17 protein-coding genes are annotated in these 15,623 nt (G+C 66.1%); 8 read left to right on the top strand and 9 right to left on the bottom strand.

The annotated features are described in order from the left end of the window. The first annotated feature begins 679 nt into the window (after window positions 1-679). Window positions 680-1,858, top strand: coding sequence for a Fic family protein (locus tag GEV28_RS23910; RefSeq protein WP_291414372.1), 1,179 nt, complete (start codon window positions 680-682; stop codon window positions 1,856-1,858). Between the two features lie 175 nt (window positions 1,859-2,033). Next, window positions 2,034-2,471 (top strand): UTRA domain-containing protein, encoded by a 438-nt coding sequence (locus tag GEV28_RS23905; protein WP_291414370.1) that lies wholly within the window; start codon window positions 2,034-2,036, stop codon window positions 2,469-2,471. 979 nt (window positions 2,472-3,450) lie between these two features. Here the strand turns inward: GEV28_RS23905 and GEV28_RS23900 are convergent. Then, window positions 3,451-4,029: a hypothetical protein gene (locus GEV28_RS23900; protein ID WP_291414369.1), complete on the bottom strand. Its 579-nt coding sequence runs from the start codon at window positions 4,027-4,029 to the stop codon at window positions 3,451-3,453. 63 nt (window positions 4,030-4,092) lie between these two features. Between GEV28_RS23900 and GEV28_RS23895 the strand changes: the two genes are divergently transcribed. Further along, window positions 4,093-4,497, top strand: coding sequence for a DUF3631 domain-containing protein (locus GEV28_RS23895; RefSeq protein WP_291414367.1), 405 nt, complete (start codon window positions 4,093-4,095; stop codon window positions 4,495-4,497). Between the two features lie 209 nt (window positions 4,498-4,706). Here GEV28_RS23895 and GEV28_RS23890 read toward each other — a convergent pair whose 3' ends face one another. From GEV28_RS23890 to GEV28_RS23870, 5 genes are all read right to left on the bottom strand, one after another. After that, on the bottom strand, window positions 4,707-5,375 hold the full coding sequence (locus tag GEV28_RS23890; RefSeq protein WP_291414365.1) for a hypothetical protein: 669 nt from the start codon (window positions 5,373-5,375) through the stop codon (window positions 4,707-4,709). Window positions 5,376-5,733: 358 nt separating this feature from the next. Then, a complete protein-coding gene (locus GEV28_RS23885) occupies window positions 5,734-6,363 on the bottom strand; it encodes a hypothetical protein (RefSeq protein ID WP_291414364.1) in 630 nt (209 codons plus the stop codon). Further along, window positions 6,356-6,637, bottom strand: a complete 282-nt coding sequence (locus GEV28_RS23880; RefSeq protein ID WP_291414363.1) for a hypothetical protein — start codon at window positions 6,635-6,637, stop codon at window positions 6,356-6,358. The genes GEV28_RS23885 and GEV28_RS23880 overlap by 8 nt, the downstream gene beginning before the upstream one ends. Further along, on the bottom strand, window positions 6,634-6,858 hold the full coding sequence (locus GEV28_RS23875; protein WP_291414362.1) for a hypothetical protein: 225 nt from the start codon (window positions 6,856-6,858) through the stop codon (window positions 6,634-6,636). Before GEV28_RS23875 ends, GEV28_RS23880 begins: the two co-directional genes overlap by 4 nt. 20 nt (window positions 6,859-6,878) lie before the next feature. Further along, the gene (locus GEV28_RS23870; RefSeq protein ID WP_291414361.1) at window positions 6,879-7,319 is read right to left on the bottom strand and encodes a hypothetical protein; all 441 of its coding nucleotides are present in this window, start codon (window positions 7,317-7,319) and stop codon (window positions 6,879-6,881) included. A gap of 100 nt (window positions 7,320-7,419) precedes the next feature. Here GEV28_RS23870 and GEV28_RS23865 point away from each other — a divergent pair, with 100 nt between their 5' ends. The 5 genes from GEV28_RS23865 to GEV28_RS23845 all read left to right on the top strand — a co-directional run bounded on the left by GEV28_RS23865 (window position 7,420) and on the right by GEV28_RS23845 (window position 11,623). After that, window positions 7,420-8,211 carry a GntR family transcriptional regulator gene (locus tag GEV28_RS23865; RefSeq protein ID WP_291414359.1) on the top strand — a complete coding sequence of 264 codons (792 nt, stop codon included), beginning with the start codon at window positions 7,420-7,422 and terminating at the stop codon, window positions 8,209-8,211. A gap of 1 nt (window position 8,212) precedes the next feature. Then, window positions 8,213-9,250, top strand: a complete 1,038-nt coding sequence (locus tag GEV28_RS23860) for a DMT family transporter (RefSeq protein ID WP_291414357.1) — start codon at window positions 8,213-8,215, stop codon at window positions 9,248-9,250. A gap of 722 nt (window positions 9,251-9,972) precedes the next feature. Then, window positions 9,973-10,434 carry a helix-turn-helix domain-containing protein gene (locus GEV28_RS23855; RefSeq protein WP_291414355.1) on the top strand — a complete coding sequence of 154 codons (462 nt, stop codon included), beginning with the start codon at window positions 9,973-9,975 and terminating at the stop codon, window positions 10,432-10,434. 21 nt (window positions 10,435-10,455) lie between these two features. Then, complete coding sequence (locus GEV28_RS23850) at window positions 10,456-11,013, top strand: PIN domain-containing protein (RefSeq protein ID WP_291414354.1); 558 nt, start codon at window positions 10,456-10,458, stop codon at window positions 11,011-11,013. 31 nt (window positions 11,014-11,044) lie between these two features. After that, a complete protein-coding gene (locus GEV28_RS23845) occupies window positions 11,045-11,623 on the top strand; it encodes an NUDIX hydrolase (RefSeq protein WP_367115168.1) in 579 nt (192 codons plus the stop codon). Here the strand turns inward: GEV28_RS23845 and GEV28_RS23840 are convergent. The 3 genes from GEV28_RS23840 to GEV28_RS23830 are packed head-to-tail and all read right to left on the bottom strand — an operon-like array spanning window position 11,543 to window position 15,534. After that, window positions 11,543-12,637, bottom strand: coding sequence for a DegT/DnrJ/EryC1/StrS aminotransferase family protein (locus GEV28_RS23840; protein WP_291414352.1), 1,095 nt, complete (start codon window positions 12,635-12,637; stop codon window positions 11,543-11,545). The two genes, GEV28_RS23845 and GEV28_RS23840, sit on opposite strands and share 81 nt — an antisense overlap. Then, window positions 12,634-14,826: a hypothetical protein gene (locus GEV28_RS23835; protein ID WP_291414350.1), complete on the bottom strand. Its 2,193-nt coding sequence runs from the start codon at window positions 14,824-14,826 to the stop codon at window positions 12,634-12,636. Before GEV28_RS23835 ends, GEV28_RS23840 begins: the two co-directional genes overlap by 4 nt. A 9-nt stretch (window positions 14,827-14,835) precedes the next feature. Further along, complete coding sequence (locus GEV28_RS23830) at window positions 14,836-15,534, bottom strand: polyphenol oxidase family protein (RefSeq protein WP_291414349.1); 699 nt, start codon at window positions 15,532-15,534, stop codon at window positions 14,836-14,838. Window positions 15,535-15,623 lie beyond the last annotated feature (89 nt).

Genomic DNA, 15,623 nt, shown 5'->3' with positions numbered 1-15,623 from the left:
CCTTCGCCCGCGAACAGAAACAGGCCGGTGGCCGCTTCCCCCGCCAAACCGACGAGTACAAGAAACCCCTCCCACCCAAAACCAAGATCATATTTTGGCGCCTGACAACAAGATCACCCCAAAGTTAGCGGCATTGGGCCACGGCCCGGCGGCCGTCGGCATAGGGCACCTCGTAGTTCACGATGCCGAACCAGTCGCCGTTGACCGTTCGGAACCAGCCAGCCCTTCACCGCGCCGGCCATGTCAAGCCCGGGCACGCCGTGTCGCGGTGCGTCAGGTGCACGCCTACACAGCCGGCGGGTGTAGGGCGTGGTAATCGCGCTCTCACCGCATCGCTCGCCTGTGCGATACGCGCCACGGCGCTTCCATGCGCCGGCACGCCACCGCCGAGGCGGGCCGCAGAGCGCCAGTCGCGCGGCCAGGCTGTACCCGAGAAGGGGACAAGCCAACCGGTCAAAAACCGCACCATGTTAGCGTCAACCTGCTGAACCGAGGTTACTAGAAGCCGATCCTGGGAAGGCCGCTGGGCATGAAGATCAGCAGGTAGGAGCGTTCATCCGCCCGCCCCCGACCCGAGGTCCATCGCCCACGGTAGTGTTCGCACGCAGAGGACATATCCATGGACAACGAGTGGGACACTGTGATGGACACCATTGCCGCCCACAACCTAGGGTGAATCATGTCTCGTCGCCGCCGGTACCAGGACACCCATCCCTGGATCACGTTCATCTTCGGGCTCCAGTCACTGGACCACACCACGTGGCTGCTGCTCGGCGAAGCCGACTCGAAGTGCAAGCACATCGCCGGTGCCCCCCTGCAGCCGGAGGTCGCCGCCCGGCTCAACCAGGTCTACCTGAGCAAAGGCATCCACGGCACTACCAGCATCGAGGGCAACACCCTCTCGGAAGAGCAGGTACTCGCCCGAGTCCAAGGAGATCTCGAACTTCCAGAATCCCGGGAGTACCTCGGCCGGGAGATCGATAACCTCGTCGGCGCGTACAACGACATCATCGGCGCCGTCCTGGAAGGCCGGCCCCTCCGGCTCGACGTCGCCCGAATTTCACACTTCAACAAGCAGATCCTCGACGGCCTCCCCCTGAAGGAGGGCGTCGTCCCCGGCAAGATCCGCGAGCACTCCGTCGCCGTAGCCAACTATCGTGGCGCCCCCGCGGAGGACTGCGAGTACCTCCTCGACCACCTATGTAGCTGGCTTGAGTCGATGCAACCGCCGCCAGACAGGCCGGAGCTCAGCTACACGTTCGCCGTCATCAAGGCGATCCTGGCGCATCTGTACCTCGCCTGGATCCACCCTTTCGGCGACGGCAACGGCCGTACCGCTCGCCTCATCGAGTTCCAGCTCCTCATCCAGGCCGGCGTACCGATGCCGGCGGCGCATCTGCTGTCGGACCACTACAACCAGACTCGCACGCAGTATTACGTCGAGTTGGAGAAGACCAGTTCGAAAGCGCCGTTCCCGATCGAGCAGTTCATCCGCTACGCGATGCGTGGGTTCGTCGACGAACTGCGCGAGCAGATCAACGCCATACGACAGTCCCAGATGGACGTCACCTGGGAGCACTACATCCACCAGCGCTTCCGCAATCAGGAGACTATGGCCAAGAGGCGGCAACGTGCGCTGGTACTGGACATGGGCAAGGAGTTCATCCCTCGATCAGAGATCCGGACGGTTAGCCCTCGAATCGCGGCTGCATATGCCGGGAAGACAGACCGGGCGATCAGCCGCGACCTGAACGCACTCGCCAAGATGCAACTCGTCAGGAGGGTCCGAGGCGGGGTGATCGCCAACCGGACGATTGTCAGGGCGTTCCTCCCGGTCACGGCGCCGACCGACGGGTAACTCGTCGAGCGCGCGAACCCGATGCTCGGTTGGGACAAGGGCCTGAGATAGACGATCTAACTGCACACGAGCGCCCCCACAGTTCAGGTTCACTGCGGGGGCGCTCGCGGGATGGTCGCGGTGCGGCCGGATGGCTATTCTTCCGATCCCCCGGCCTCCTGAATGGCCTCCCGGTGTGGAGATTATCCAGCCACCTGACCGGGTAGCAGCGAGGCTAAATTTGACCGGTGAGGACCTTGTGGTAGCGAGGCGTCGAACTCGATACCTTGACAATATTCCCTTCAATATTCAGGACTCTTTTTACCCGTTCGAATTGGTGAAGGGGTCCGATATAGTGAATCCTGCGGACGTCGCACGCGGGACTAATCAGGCCCTTGCGGGTCTGGGTTATGAACAGGTTCATGCTATTGACGAAATCGAGGCGCGAATGCCGTTGCCTGACGAGGTGCCTCGGCTAGAACTTGGCCTCGGGAGTCCGGTGGTGGTGGTGGTGGTGGTGGTGCACCGGGCTACGGGATTTACGGCTGACGATGTGCCCGTAAGGCATACAATCAACGTGCTCATCGGCTCGAAGCATGTCGTCATATTCGAACGCGCAAAGCCGACGACATGAGCAAACCCTTCGTGATGAGACCTGCTGGTCCCGCCGACTTGGATGCCGTCATGGACCTCCTAGACAGCAGGATTCGATGGCTTCGCGCGAGAGGTTCTGATCAGTGGAGCACAGGGAGTACGTTTCGTACTCGGCTCACAAATCACATAGCGCGTCAAGAGACATGGATTCTGTTCGACGGTGATTCGGCCATAGCAACGATCACGCTCACTCCGAGCGGTGACCCAGACTTCTGGACGCCTGAAGAACTGCGAGACAAGGCGCTATACGTGAGTAAGATGGCCTCCGACATCCAGCGTGAAGGGGAGGGCCTGGGGGCGCTTATGTTGCGGTGGGCGCAGGACAAAGCAGTGCGCGGAGGTATCGACGCCATTCGATGGGACGCGTGGAGGACCAATTAGGAGTTGCAGGACTATTACCTATCTCTTGGTGCAAGACACGTCCGGACCGTCGATGTGCCTGACCGATGGTCGGGAGCATTGTTCGAGATGTCAGCGAGAACTGATCCAGCGGTCAAGAGCGAAGTCGTGACGGGTCCGATGCGCGCTGTGGGTGGCGCGGCGTCGGGCCTGAAGGGGGATCGCTCGGCGCCTTGGCAACAGAAGCTCTAGCGAGCGGCGCTGCGGAGGTCGGCCGACCGGCACGGGGGCACGTACCTACGGCCCACGGTCCCACCTTCCCTTGAAACGTCGGTTACATCGGTAACACCGCAGGTCAGAGCGGGTGCATGGCGGTGACCTGCTCAGTTACGTCGGTTACACCGCGAGGAAGAGCGCTGTAACAGCCCGGTGTGATCAACACCCCCCTGTTACAGCGCTTGTGCCACGCGAGCACGCGCGTTACCGATGTAACCGCAGTAACTTTGGCGGTAACCGCTCGACACCCGCTCTGACCAGGCATGTAACCGGTGTAACCGACTTTGAGGGGGTGAGGGGCTGTTGCCGGCCATCGGCATAGAGCGGGGAGGGGTCGGGGGCGCTCATGTTGCGGTGGGCGTGCTGGGCTGGTCACCAGCCAGCTCTCGGCGAGCGGCGTCAACGAACTGGGCGTGAAGTGCGCCAGCCTCCTGCGATACAGCCAAGAGTTTTTCATTTCGACCCGGGTCATTGTCGTCAATGGTCGTGAGTCTGAGAAAGTTGTGATACATCTTGTCGGCCACATCTCGAACGTCGGGGGACGAGGTTATCATCTCCAAGATGCTTTGGCACCGGAGCATCTGCCTGGCCGCATCCTTGTTGAACTCGGGGTGGTCAGGTTCGTGGGCATGAACGAATCCGCCCATCAACGGACTTTCGGGACCGCCCGAATGGCGCCACCTCTCGAGCATCTTATGCATCTGGAATCCGCGCGCATTCGAGCTTTGAGCTAGAAAGTTCGTGTATGCCTCTAGCCGCTGGTCGTGAAACCGCGCCTGTTTTTGTTCTTCAGCCTCACGGTTCCATCGCTCCTCGTCCACCTTCTTCGCTTCTCGCTGTGTCTTGAGCGCAAAGAGTCCGGTAAGGGTTCCGCCCGCGATTGCGGCGCAAGCCGCAATGATCGAAGTCAACAGACTGTCCATGATTAACGGTATCGCTTGCCGGCCTTCGTTTCCGCAAGGACACGACAGAGGGCACGTGCAGCCATGGGACGCCAAAATCAGCCGGGCGGTGGTGACCGGTGGTCCGGGAGTCTCTCGGCCCTCGATCACTCACGCTCGAAGCGTCGAAGGGCGTATGCAGGTAGGGAACCGCTCGTGGCCCTCGCCGACGAGGCGGGCGGGCACTGGCCAGACACCGCGCGGGCCGCGTGCGCGCACTTCGTGCTCAACGCCAGCGAGCCAGCCACTGACGGCGTGCGGTTGCTCGCCGACCTCCGCACCGTGTTCCGACACCACAACACCGACCGCCTGCCCACCAAAGCCCTGCTCGCCGACCTCGTGGCGATGGAGGAAGCACCATGCGGCGGGTGCCCGGCTGTCGGTGACATGCGCCGCGGGGATGGGGGGAGTGGCGAGCGTAGCGAGCACCGTTCAGAGCGCCAGACTTGAGCGACTATCTGCGTGACAATCGCCGCTGACTCTGGCGGGCGTCCACGGACGTCAACGCACTGTTATCGCAGGTCAGCAGGGATGGAGACCCTGCTTGCAAACCGCTGCGAAGTGCCTGGGGGTCAAGGGGTCACAGGTCCAAACCCTGTCAGCCCGACAGTCGAACGAAAGCGCCCGTGACCTGAGTCTTCGCAGGTCACAGTCAGTGTTCAGTCGGAATCCGCGCTTTGCCCACGAAGCCATTCGCTAAATCCGCTCGGATTTTGGAGACCGTCTGCCCAGCGAGCCAATTCGTCTAGCACTTCACCCGTCTCAGGCCAGGTCAAATTAGCGTCCGTTGATTGAAGCCCCTCGTTCGTCATCCATACGGGACTGACTGAATCGGGAAGAATCTGATTGTTATTGATCCGCTTCTCGGCGTGTTTCAGGGCGTTATGTACAGCATTGAGTCGTTGCTCAACTGATCCATCACCCGGCTGGTAAACCTTGTGTGTCTCATCGCCAGATAGGTGCCGGATTGTCCTAAGGAGGACGTGCTGAGCTTGAGCGGCCTGCGTCAGAAAGCCCTCCCAGTGCAGCAAGGCGCGAGCATAGTGGGAAGGGGTCATCTGAGGTAACGTAAGTAACTTTAGCGTCGCATCCCTGGCCAGGTCATGCATCACGAATGCATCTTCAGCTCGCCGCAAGAAGGCTGTCGCGTAGGCATTGAGCGGGCTTTTGTAACGACCGCTTGCTACGGAGTTCAGAAAGAGATGGGTTACCCAGAACCGCCGATTCTCGTGACGGTCTTGCATGTCGGGAATCTCAGCCTCGTTGAACTGGGAAGCGCCGGGAGCGATTAGTTCATCAAACAGCTGCGTGTTGAACCGGGTCGTCACTCGCTCAGGATGCCAGGACGGGGCCACAGCTCGGAGCGAGGGTGCCCCTCGCTCCAGCCACGCTCGGCAGTCGACACCAAGGTAAGACATGGCGAGCGCAGCGAGCACGTTTTGGCAGGTCAGGCGCGGAGCCAAGCCGTACGGATCGTGCCAGATCCATGCCAGATGGGGCGGCCAACCACGGGGAACAACGGGGAGACGCGGACAGATCCGACGCAACCACGCTGGTAGACGTTTCGGCTAGTCACCGGGTTGTCGCGGATCTCAACTTCCAAGCTGGTCATGCGGGTTCGATTCCCGTCACCCGCTCCAGTCTCCTCTCGCAGGTCAGACCACTGCGGACCGTCGTATGTGGACATCACTCCCCCTGGCCGCAGGTGAGCGTCTCCAACGGGACGATCGTGGAGTCGCCCAACTCGCGGACCAGCCGCTCGGCCCGGACCCACCGTGTCCGCGGGTCGTCGTAGGCCACGGTGTCGACCCCGACCGGCACCGGCCCCAACGGCCCAGGCCGATACAACGCCCCGTACACGCCGACGACCGTGGAGTCGCGGACCCGAACAGCAACCGCGCCCTTGCGCAGTGCCGGGCAGTACCGCACCGACACCCGGACACAGCCCAGACAGACCGGCGGCTCAACAGCGGCCATCCGGGTAGGCCACCCCGCCCAGTCATCCTGGAAGTCGGGCAGCAGCCACAACACACCGTCCTCGTCCCGATCGGCCGGCTGGGCGCACACCTGACACAACAGATCGGCCATCGCCCGCCGCTGCCGCAACGGATGCACCCTCCCGAAATCCGGTCGGCCGTGTCCCGGCCGCAATGGCGTGCGAGACCACAGGACTCCGTTCCGGTCCCGGTCGTACAGACTGTCCATCGGGTACGCGAGTCGCCCAGCGCGCTCGACCAGCGCCGACCGCGGCTCTTGCTCGCCGGTCCACGACGTCACGTACGGCGTCACCTCCAGCAGCGGCTCCGCACTACGCATCTCCCGACACCTCGTCCCGCAACAGGTGTCGAGGACCGTGGGCCGGGTCGATGGCGTCGGCGAGTCGAGTCGCCTCCCGCGCCAACTCCCGACAGAACCCGGCGAGGTCACGGTTCGCGGCCGGCGACGACGCGCTGTGGATGACCATGTTCACCGGGTCCAGATAAACCACGAGAACCGGCATGCCGCCCGGCCCGGGCGCCATGGCGACGGCCGCGTTCGGCCCCGGCGCACACCCGACCTGGTAGGCCATGCTGTAGTCGTCGCCGGTCATCGCCGCACACCGCCTTGGCCGCCCTTGTCGAGATCAGCGGCTACGCGGGCGGCGGCTTGCGCGAGGTCGACGCAGAAGCGGGCCAGGATGATGCCGCCGCCGCTCACCGCGGGAACGTCGATCACCACCCGGCCCGGGTCCATCGACAGGACGAGCGACAGCCAGCCGGGGCCGACATGCCGGACGTCGGCGGCGGCTCCGCGCCCGGGAGCGCATGTCACGGTGAACACCCCTCCCCCGATCAGGCCGCAGCCGACGTGGACGGCGTGCTCTTCGCCGGGGCGGCGTCGACCGCGCGCAGACCGGTCGCCCGGACCACCCAGGTGATCCACTTCGCCTGCCCGGACGCCTCGGCCCGCGGCTGGACGGTCAGACCTTCCAAGATCACCGGCCGGAACGGCAGGGTGCCCACGGCCGCCGGCGGCACCGGCTGGACCTTGGCCGCGATCTCCACGGTGATCGACTTGTCGCGGTCTTTCTCGGCGGCTGGGTCGGCGATCGTCACCGTGTAGATCGGCCGACCGGTCACCTCGTCGATGCGCGGACGCACCGGCCGGTTACGCGCTTTGTCCTCCTGGGACTGGTACTCGGTGACCGGGACAACGTCGCCCACGATGTAGGCGCCCTGCGGAAACACCAGGTCAAACTCGACCGGGAACCTCGTGCCATACGGAACAGCCATGATGCCCTCTCCTCAACTCAACTGGCTTGAGCCAGCGATGGCTTAAGCCAGTGAAGCACACGGCACGAACAGAGGCAACCAACTGGTTTAAGCCAGTTGTATGCTGACTGGCATGAGCCCCCAGGACGACACCGCGAACCAGCTGCCGAGCCGGCGCATCGCCGACGCCGTGCGCGAGCTGATCGTGTCCGGCGAACTCGCCCGGGGGGACAAACTGCCGTCCGAACGCGAGCTCGCGCGCCGGTTCGGCACCGCCCGCAATACCGCCCGCGAAGCGATCCGCCTACTCACCGAAGAAGCCCTCGTGACGCCGCACCACGGCAAGGGCGTCTTCGTGCGCGAGAAGCAACGCCTGTTCCGCTGGGGCAACGACCGCTACTCAAGGAAGGCCTACCGCGAGACCGGCCTGACCCCGTTCCGCCTGGAGATGAAGCGCCAAGGCAAGACCGCGAGCATCCAGGCCGTCGCGATCGACCGCATCACTCCCCCACCCGAGGTCGCCGAACGCCTCGGCGTCCCCACCGACGAAGAGTCCGTGCTCCGCCGCCTGAACGAGTACCACGCCGACGACGAACCCGTGCAGCTCGTCACGACCTACCTGCGCTGGACCGACGCCGAAGGCACCAAACTCCTCGAACCGAAGACCGGCCCCGGCGGCATCCACGGCCGCCTAGAAGACAAAGGCCACGTCCTGACCACCGGCCGCGACGAGGTCACCGCCCGCATGCCCACCCACGACGAAGCCCAGTTCCTACAGACCCCAGCCGGCGTCCCGGTCCTCGACGTCCTACACACCAGCTTCGACCAGAACGGCGACCCCTTCGAGGTCACCCGCTTCGTCCACCGCGCCGACAAGTCCGGCCTCGTCTACACCTTCGACATCGAGAACTGAGGTGACCACCTCAACCCGAGGCACCCTGCTCATCGGTGTCCTCGCCCTGGTCTGGGGCTCGAACTTCCTCTGGATCAAGATCGCCCTCGACGCGTTCAGCCCGATCCAGCTGACCTTCGCCCGCATGGTCCTCGGCGCGCTGGTCCTCCTCGCCGTGATCACCATCCGCCGCGACAAGCTCCCCCGCGACCTACCAACCTGGGGCCACCTGTTCGTCGCGGCCCTCGTAGCGAACGCAGCCCCCTACCTGCTGTTCGCACTGGGAGAGACCCGGGTCGACTCGGGAATCGCCGGCGCACTGAACGCGACAACGCCCCTGTGGACACTGGGCCTCGGCTTCGCGGTCCGACAGTCATCGCGCCTCAACGCATTCCAGGTCACCGGCCTCGGACTGGGCTTCGCGGGCAGCCTGCTGATCTTCACCCCGTGGGACGCGGGCACAGTCGACACGCTCGGCGCGCTCCACTGTCTCTTGGCCGCATTGAGTTACGGCATCAGCTACCTCTACATGAGCAGGTACCTCACCCCACGCAAGCTGACACCAACAGTGCTATCTACGAGCCAACTGGTCGCGGCAAGCTCGCTCACCGCCCTCACTCTGCCGTTCGACACGGCAGGCGCACCGCAATGGTCCTGGGTCCCCTGGCTGGGCCTGGCCATCCTCGGCGTCATCGGCACCGGACTCGCCTACATCATCAACTACGCCCTGATCAGGATCGAAGGCCCAGTGGGTGCATCCGTCGTCACGTATCTGGTCCCAGTCGCATCGGTCACCTTTGGATTCGCGTTCCTCAACGAGTCGGTGCCACTGCTTTCACTGTCCGGCGTGGCCGTGATCCTCCTCGGCGTGTGGGCGTCTCGCCAACGAATGTGGTCCCCACGAAACTCGATAAGGGAGCGTGCTCGACCTGAGGGCCGGCATTTGCTGCGAGGAGGCAACCGAACTCGGCGACGATGGCTCGGGAGCGGCATCGGGCGGTTGGCCATGCGTAGGCCGGCGAACAGGTCGACGCATCGGCGGTGGTCAAGGTCGCGGTAGAGGGCGGCGGCTACCAGAAGCGCCGTGTCGCAGACGATAACGCGTTACACCGGTCGAAGCCTTCGCGGAGCAGCTCGTCCGCATGGTCCGCTATGCGCTTGCCGTCGCCCGGGGCGCTGACGAAGAAGGCCGGCGGCCAGACTCGCTCGCCGACCGGCGGTAGGTGGCGGCTCTCGGCCGGCGCTTGTGGCACCTGGTCCTCGGGCAAGTCCTGGACCAGGCGCATCAGCTCGTCACGCTCAGCGCTCACGTATTCACGCCAGCACCACTGGCATCGGCTTCAGCGCCATCCGCGCTCGACCCGTTGACGCAGCTATCGACGGCCGCAATACGACGACACTCGCGGACGTAGGTGCGTCTGAACTCAGGATCCCGTAGGTCCTCGGCCAGGTCGTCCCAGTAGCCGGTCGGTGCGGTTGCCACCGTGCGTCACCTCCAACGGTTCGAGTAACCGGCCCTCAGCGCCCGATGATCGTCTAACACCAGGGCGGCGGCATCAAGTGCGCTGCGCGATGGGAGCAAGCTCCCACACTTGACACCGCCGTCCCGGCGCTGGAGATGGCAACGGCGAGCAGAGACATCATGGCGGGCACAGGCGGCTGACGTCGCGCTCAGCCGGATGATCACCTCTACCAGCACAGGTGACGCCGGCTGACCCCGAGCTGGCGCTTTCGTTTTTTTCGGATAGACTGGGTATCGAACGACCTTCGGGAAGGACGACGATGGCTGCGGTCTTGGAATCCCACACGGTACTGCCGCCAACCAAGGATGCCTCCGAGTTGGCAAGTCTCGCGACGGCACTACAAACATCCGCGGCCACCCTGGTCGGCCCGGACGGGACGCACACACCGCTACCCGAAGAGGTCTACAGGGTGCTGAGAAGCGTTGTAGACGCGATGTCACAGGGCCTGGCCATCACGATCGCACCCCACAACACCCAGCTGACCACGCAGGAAGCTGCCGACCTACTGGGCATATCACGACCGACCCTCGTACGCCTTCTCGAGGATGGCGAGATCTCCTTCCAGCTCCGAGGCCGGCACCGTCGAGTCATGCTGGCTGACGTCGTCGCCTACCAGGAGCGAGCCCGCACAGAGCGGCGTGCAACGCTCGACGAGATGACCCGCACGGCGTCCGCGGACAGCACCGACGACACGGCCGACGAGTTCATCCAAACTCGCTGAGATCTCGGCCAGACTTGTCGAATGGCCTTTCCTGCCCTCCTCGACGCATGCGTGCTGATACCCATCAAGCTGACCGACCTTCTCTTGAGGCTGGCCGAGGCCAACACCTACCGACCGTTGTGGTCTCAGGACGTGCTTGACGAGGTCGAACGCAACCTCCCCCGGCTCGACGTTGCTCCAGACAAAGCACACAGGCGAGTCCAGCAGATGCGCGACACGTTTCCGGACGCCCTCGTGACTGGCTATGAAGCACTCATCCCCACGATGACAAATCACCCGAAAGATCGACACGTACTTGCGGCGGCTGTGCGTGCGGACGCTGCCGTGATCGTCACCCACAACGTCAAGGACTTTCCGTCATCGGCGCTGCTGCCCTACGACATCGACGCCGTCCACCCCGACGACTTCCTCCTCGATCAACTCGATCTGTATCCCGCACAGACCAGGCGTTGCGTACGTGAGCAGGTCGCCGCGTGCCAAAACCCGCTCATTACCGTCGCCCAACTCCTCAGTACTTTGGACAAGACTGTTCCACGATTTGCGGCCATGATTCGCGAGCAAGCGAACCAGGGGCATTGAACCGGGTTGCCTTGTGCCCTCGCAGGACGACATGGCCAGAATCGATCACTACCGCAGCCCCGACGCCCCCGCGGCCAACAGCATCGTCGTGGCCGTAACGGCCGTCGTCCAGGACGAGGACGGTCGGCTCCTGCTCATCCGCCGCACCGACAACGACCTGTACGCCATCCCCGGCGGCGCCCTCGAACTGGGCGAGACCCTGACCCGGACCGTGGAACGCGAGGTCATGGAGGAGACCGGCGTTGCCGTAGTGGTCACCAGTATGGTCGGCGTCTACAGCGACCCCGACCACGTCATCGAGTTCACCGACGGCGCGGTCCGCCAAGAGTTCTCCGTCTGCTTCCGCGCCACCCCCACCGGCGGCAAGCTTCGCACCAGCGACGAGTCCAAAGAAGTCCTCTGGGCCAACCCCGCCGACCTGGGTGACCTGAACATCCACCCGAGCATCCGCCTACGCATCCACCACGGCCTCGAAAACCGCATCGGCGATCCGAACCCACGGCGGCCCGGTGTCCGATCAGCACAATCGCTACGCGCGTGCCAGGTCGTGGGCGGCGGTGACGGCCTCGACCACCTCATCGATCTCCAACGAGGTGAGGGTGGGGCGTAGGGGCAGCGAGAGCACCCGCGAGGCGATCTCCTCCGTCACCGGCAGGGAGCCCGCCAGGTCCTGGTACGCGGGCCATCCGTGGACCGGATGCTCGTAGTGGAGCCGATGTCCGACGCCTCGGCGGGTCAGCTCCGCGCAGAACGCCGCCCGGTCGGGGACCTCGATCGCGTAGACGAACAGGCCGTGCCGGTCCCCCGGGGAAACCACGGGGTTGCGGACCACACCGAGCCGGGACAGGGCCGCCGTGTAGCGGTCGGCCACCGCGCGACGCGCGGCCAGGTCGGACTCGGCGTGGGTCAGTTCGACTCGCAACACCGCGGCCGCCAGTGCGTCCATGCGAAGGTTCGTGCCCACGCTGAGATGCGCACGGCCGTCCCAGCCGTGGCCGTTCAGGCGGCGCAACCGGACAGCCAGCTCGTCGTCGTTCGTCGTCACGGCGCCGCCCTCGCCCAGGCCGGCCACGGCCTTCTCCCGGCCGAAGCTCATGGCCGCCGCCGTGCCCAGGCTGCCCACCGGTGCGCCGCGCAGGCAAGCGCCCACGGACTGGCAGGCCTCCTCGACCACGGGCACGTCCGGCGAACCGAGGCGGGACACGTCCATGGGCCGGCCGTACAGGTGCACCGGCACCACGGCGCGGGTCCGCGGACCGACCGCGGCCAGCGCCAGCAGAGGGTCCATCGTGTACGCGTCGCGTTCCACGTCCACGAGCACCGGCGTGGCGCCCAGCAGCTTGATCGTCGCCACGGTGACGGCGAACGTCTGGGACACCGTCACCACCTCGGTGCCCGGGCCGACGCCCAGCGCGGCCAGCAGCAACAGCAGCGCGGACGACCCGGACGACGTCGCGATCGCGTGCCGGACACCGCAGTGGGCCGCCAGCTCCTCCTCGAACCGGGCCACCGACGTGCTCGGGCGCACCCACTCGAGCTCCCGGACGCACCGCCGCAACGCCTCCTCCCACTCGGCCGCCCGGTCGGCGACGCGTGCCGCGGGGTCGTGGAATGGAACGCTCACCGAGCGCGCCGTTTCCGCAGCGGCAGGTACAGGCCCAGCACGGTCAGCAGGAGCGCCGCGAGTCCGGAGTGGAACCCCCAGCCGGCGACGAACCCGATTGCGACGGCCCGGTCCAGCGCCCAGTTCGACAGGATCAGCAACCCCACCATCAGCGTGATCAGCACGTACGCGACGAGCACCACCGCGCCCAACACATACGTCCGCACCCGCAGGCCCCTCGTCGCGCCGTCCAAGGCGACCTGCATCGCGGCGTTCTCGACGCGCAGCCGGGCGTTCTCCTCGCTCGTCTCCTGCAGCACCATCAGCGCCGTACGGCTGGACGCGACCTGGGTGGCATCCCGATCCGCCCGGCCGAGGTTCTCCAGCAGTTCGAACACCGGCAGGTCCTGCAGCACCTCGAACTTGAGCCACGCCTGCAAGCACTTCGTGGTCGTCCGGGCCTTGCCCTCCCACGGGTACGGGCTCTGCTCCGGCGACGCCTCGGCCTGCGCCAGCATCCGCAGCAACACGATCACCGCCGCCCGCACCGGGCCCTCGACCTGCTTCACCACCTGCTCGTAGGTCGGGTCGCCGCGCAGCCGCGCATGAGCGTCCAGCAAGGTGTTCACCGCCGTCGCCGTCGTGGTGACGTCGACCCACACGCCGTCGCGCCGGCGACCGGCGAGCGCCACCGCCAGCGACGCCACCAGGTCCGACGGCAACCCGGCCGCCAGCACCGCCCGCAGGTACTGCAGCAGCTCCGACTCGCTCAGCGCCGAGTAGTCCAGGCCCCGAACCGTGACGTCGAGATCCGAACCCTCGGCTGGAGTCAGCTGGCCCATGCTCGCGAACACCAGGTACGCCAGTGCGCGGTCGTACGGCTCGTAGTCGGGCATCGCGCGGCGCAGCCACACCGCGGTCTCGCGCGCCTCGCGGGAGTCGACGCCCAGGTACCGCGCCCGCAGCCAGTAGTAGGCACACGTGGGGCCGAAGATCTCGTCGTAGGAGCCGCCCCGGTCGTGGTTGCGGGTGATCTCGAACGCCGCGTCCTGCAGCCGCCCGTAGTCGACCGCGCGCTCGGGCAGCTGGTCGACCGTCTGCAGCGTCTCGACATGGCTCCAGAAGCTGTCGTCGATGTAGCCCGCGCGCAGCTCCGCCTGGATCTCCAGCTCGGTCGCCTGCAACAGCCTGCGCGGCCGGAGCTCCTGGCTCACCACGCTCATGCTGCGCACGCCGAACGCGCCGCTCCCGATGTCGACCACGCGTAGTCGACCGCCCCGCACGGCCTCCTCGACCGTGCTCAGCAGCGACGGCGGCAGGTCCGCCAGGCGGAGCTCGGATCCGATGAGGAGGGTCGAGTGGATGCCCAACCGGAGGTTGCGGTCCACATCGGACAGGTCATCCGGCAGCAGGTACTGGCCGAACGGAAGCCACCGCGAGTACAGGCTCTCCCTGATGTATTCGAAGGTCCCGTGTCCCTCCTTGAGGTTCACCGTCGCCAGCGTGTGCCGGCCCTCCGCGACATAGACGAGCAGGTTCCGGAATAACTCCCTGTGCTTCTGCCAGTCCAGCGGCAGCGCGGACACCACCGCGCGGCCGGGCACCGACTCCTTCGTCGCCAGCACCAGCGAGCGGACCGCGTCGGGCGTCGGGTCGACGATCAGCTGGTCCCAGTCGCCCCGATCCACCTGGTCCCAGTAGTGCCAGTACAAGCCGGGCAGGCTGCGGAACGCGATCGCGTGCGCCCGCACCTGCTCCGGGTCGATCATCGTCGGGTACGTCAGCGCCACGTGCGGCGCGGCGGGCGAGCCGACCTCGAGCCGCCCCGACCGCAGCGCCGTGTCGCCGCGCGGAAGCACCGTGGGCAGCAGCCTGCCGAACGGCTCGGGCAGCACGCTCAGCGTCGGGCCGCGGCGCATGGCGAGCCCGATCTGCTGCAGGCACAGGAAACCACGGCCGGCGGCCAGGAACTCGCCCAGGCACGCGGCGAACTCGGGGTTGCCCAGCGCGTGCAGGATGTCCTTGTCGTTCAACGCGTTCGAGCCGAGGACCAGCGCGTTGAACTGGCGGCGGGCGAGCAGCGCCGGCAGGTCGGTGATGTTGTCGCCGGTGAACAGGCGGTAGTCGTAGCCGTCCAGCAACGGCCGCGCGTCCGCGTAGCCGTAGTGCGACATCTCGGACTGGTTCTGCACCAACGCAACGGAGTACATGCGTCCCTCTCAACCCTCACGAAGCACGGCCATGCCCGCCTGACACCCGGTCCGGCCGTCGCGCCGCACCGAGAAGTACCTGTCCGGTTCGTGCGCGGTGCAGCCCTCGATCCGCACGACGCCGGCCACCCCGGCCCGGTGCAGCGCCTCGGTGACCGCCGCGCCGAGGTCGAGCGACCGCTCCCCGGCCAGGGACACCGCACCCGCGCTCGGGTAACGACCGACCACGGCGGACCACACGTCCTCGCCGACCGGATAGCAGCACGACCCGACCGACGGCCCCACGTACGCGGTCACCGAGCGCCCGCCGATCCGGTGCAGCGCCGCCATTCCCGCGTGGACGATCCCGGCGACCAGCCCCCGCCAGCCGACGTGCAGCATGCCGACCGCGGCCGGCGAGGTGAGCGCCACCGGGACACAGTCCGCCACGCCGACGGTGAGCACGAGGTTCCGCTCACGGGTCACGAGACCATCCGCCTGACCGGCGCGAACACCCGACACCGGCAGCACCGTGGCGCCGTGCACCTGCCGCGCGGTGACCATGGTGGCGCCCACAACGCCGAGCGCGTCGAGCAGCCGCCGCCGGTTCTCCGCCACCGCGGCCGGGTCGTCGCCGACCCGCGTGCTGATGTTGGCCGACTCGAACGGCGCGACGCTCACGCCGCCGGCCCGACCGGAGAACGCGACGACGCTGTCGCCTTCCGACACGGATTGGAGCATGGCCCCGTTCGGTCCGGGAGTTCCCAATGATCCTCCCGAAGGGGCGGAACGATGTGCCCGTTGGTCGTCCGCGCACA

Source organism: Actinophytocola sp. (assembly GCF_009379765.1).
In the GTDB taxonomy this organism is placed as follows: domain Bacteria; phylum Actinomycetota; class Actinomycetes; order Mycobacteriales; family Pseudonocardiaceae; genus Actinophytocola.
The sequence above is the reverse complement of the archived record's forward strand: the minus strand, read 5'-3'. Positions and strand labels throughout refer to the sequence as shown.

What these genes read in the sequence shown, in the direction of transcription:
- GEV28_RS23910 (WP_291414372.1), top strand. Translation starts at nt 680, where the DNA reads ATGTCTCGTCGCCGCCGGTACCAGGACACCCATCCCTGGATCACGTTC.
- GEV28_RS23865 (WP_291414359.1), top strand. Translation starts at nt 7,420, where the DNA reads ATGCTGACTGGCATGAGCCCCCAGGACGACACCGCGAACCAGCTGCCG.
- GEV28_RS23870 (WP_291414361.1), bottom strand. Translation starts at nt 7,319, where the DNA reads ATGGCTGTTCCGTATGGCACGAGGTTCCCGGTCGAGTTTGACCTGGTG.
- GEV28_RS23845 (WP_367115168.1), top strand. Translation starts at nt 11,045, where the DNA reads ATGGCCAGAATCGATCACTACCGCAGCCCCGACGCCCCCGCGGCCAAC.
- GEV28_RS23850 (WP_291414354.1), top strand. Translation starts at nt 10,456, where the DNA reads ATGGCCTTTCCTGCCCTCCTCGACGCATGCGTGCTGATACCCATCAAG.
- GEV28_RS23895 (WP_291414367.1), top strand. Translation starts at nt 4,093, where the DNA reads ATGGGACGCCAAAATCAGCCGGGCGGTGGTGACCGGTGGTCCGGGAGT.
- GEV28_RS23835 (WP_291414350.1), bottom strand. Translation starts at nt 14,826, where the DNA reads ATGTACTCCGTTGCGTTGGTGCAGAACCAGTCCGAGATGTCGCACTAC.
- GEV28_RS23900 (WP_291414369.1), bottom strand. Translation starts at nt 4,029, where the DNA reads ATGGACAGTCTGTTGACTTCGATCATTGCGGCTTGCGCCGCAATCGCG.
- GEV28_RS23885 (WP_291414364.1), bottom strand. Translation starts at nt 6,363, where the DNA reads ATGCGTAGTGCGGAGCCGCTGCTGGAGGTGACGCCGTACGTGACGTCG.
- GEV28_RS23880 (WP_291414363.1), bottom strand. Translation starts at nt 6,637, where the DNA reads ATGACCGGCGACGACTACAGCATGGCCTACCAGGTCGGGTGTGCGCCG.
- GEV28_RS23855 (WP_291414355.1), top strand. Translation starts at nt 9,973, where the DNA reads ATGGCTGCGGTCTTGGAATCCCACACGGTACTGCCGCCAACCAAGGAT.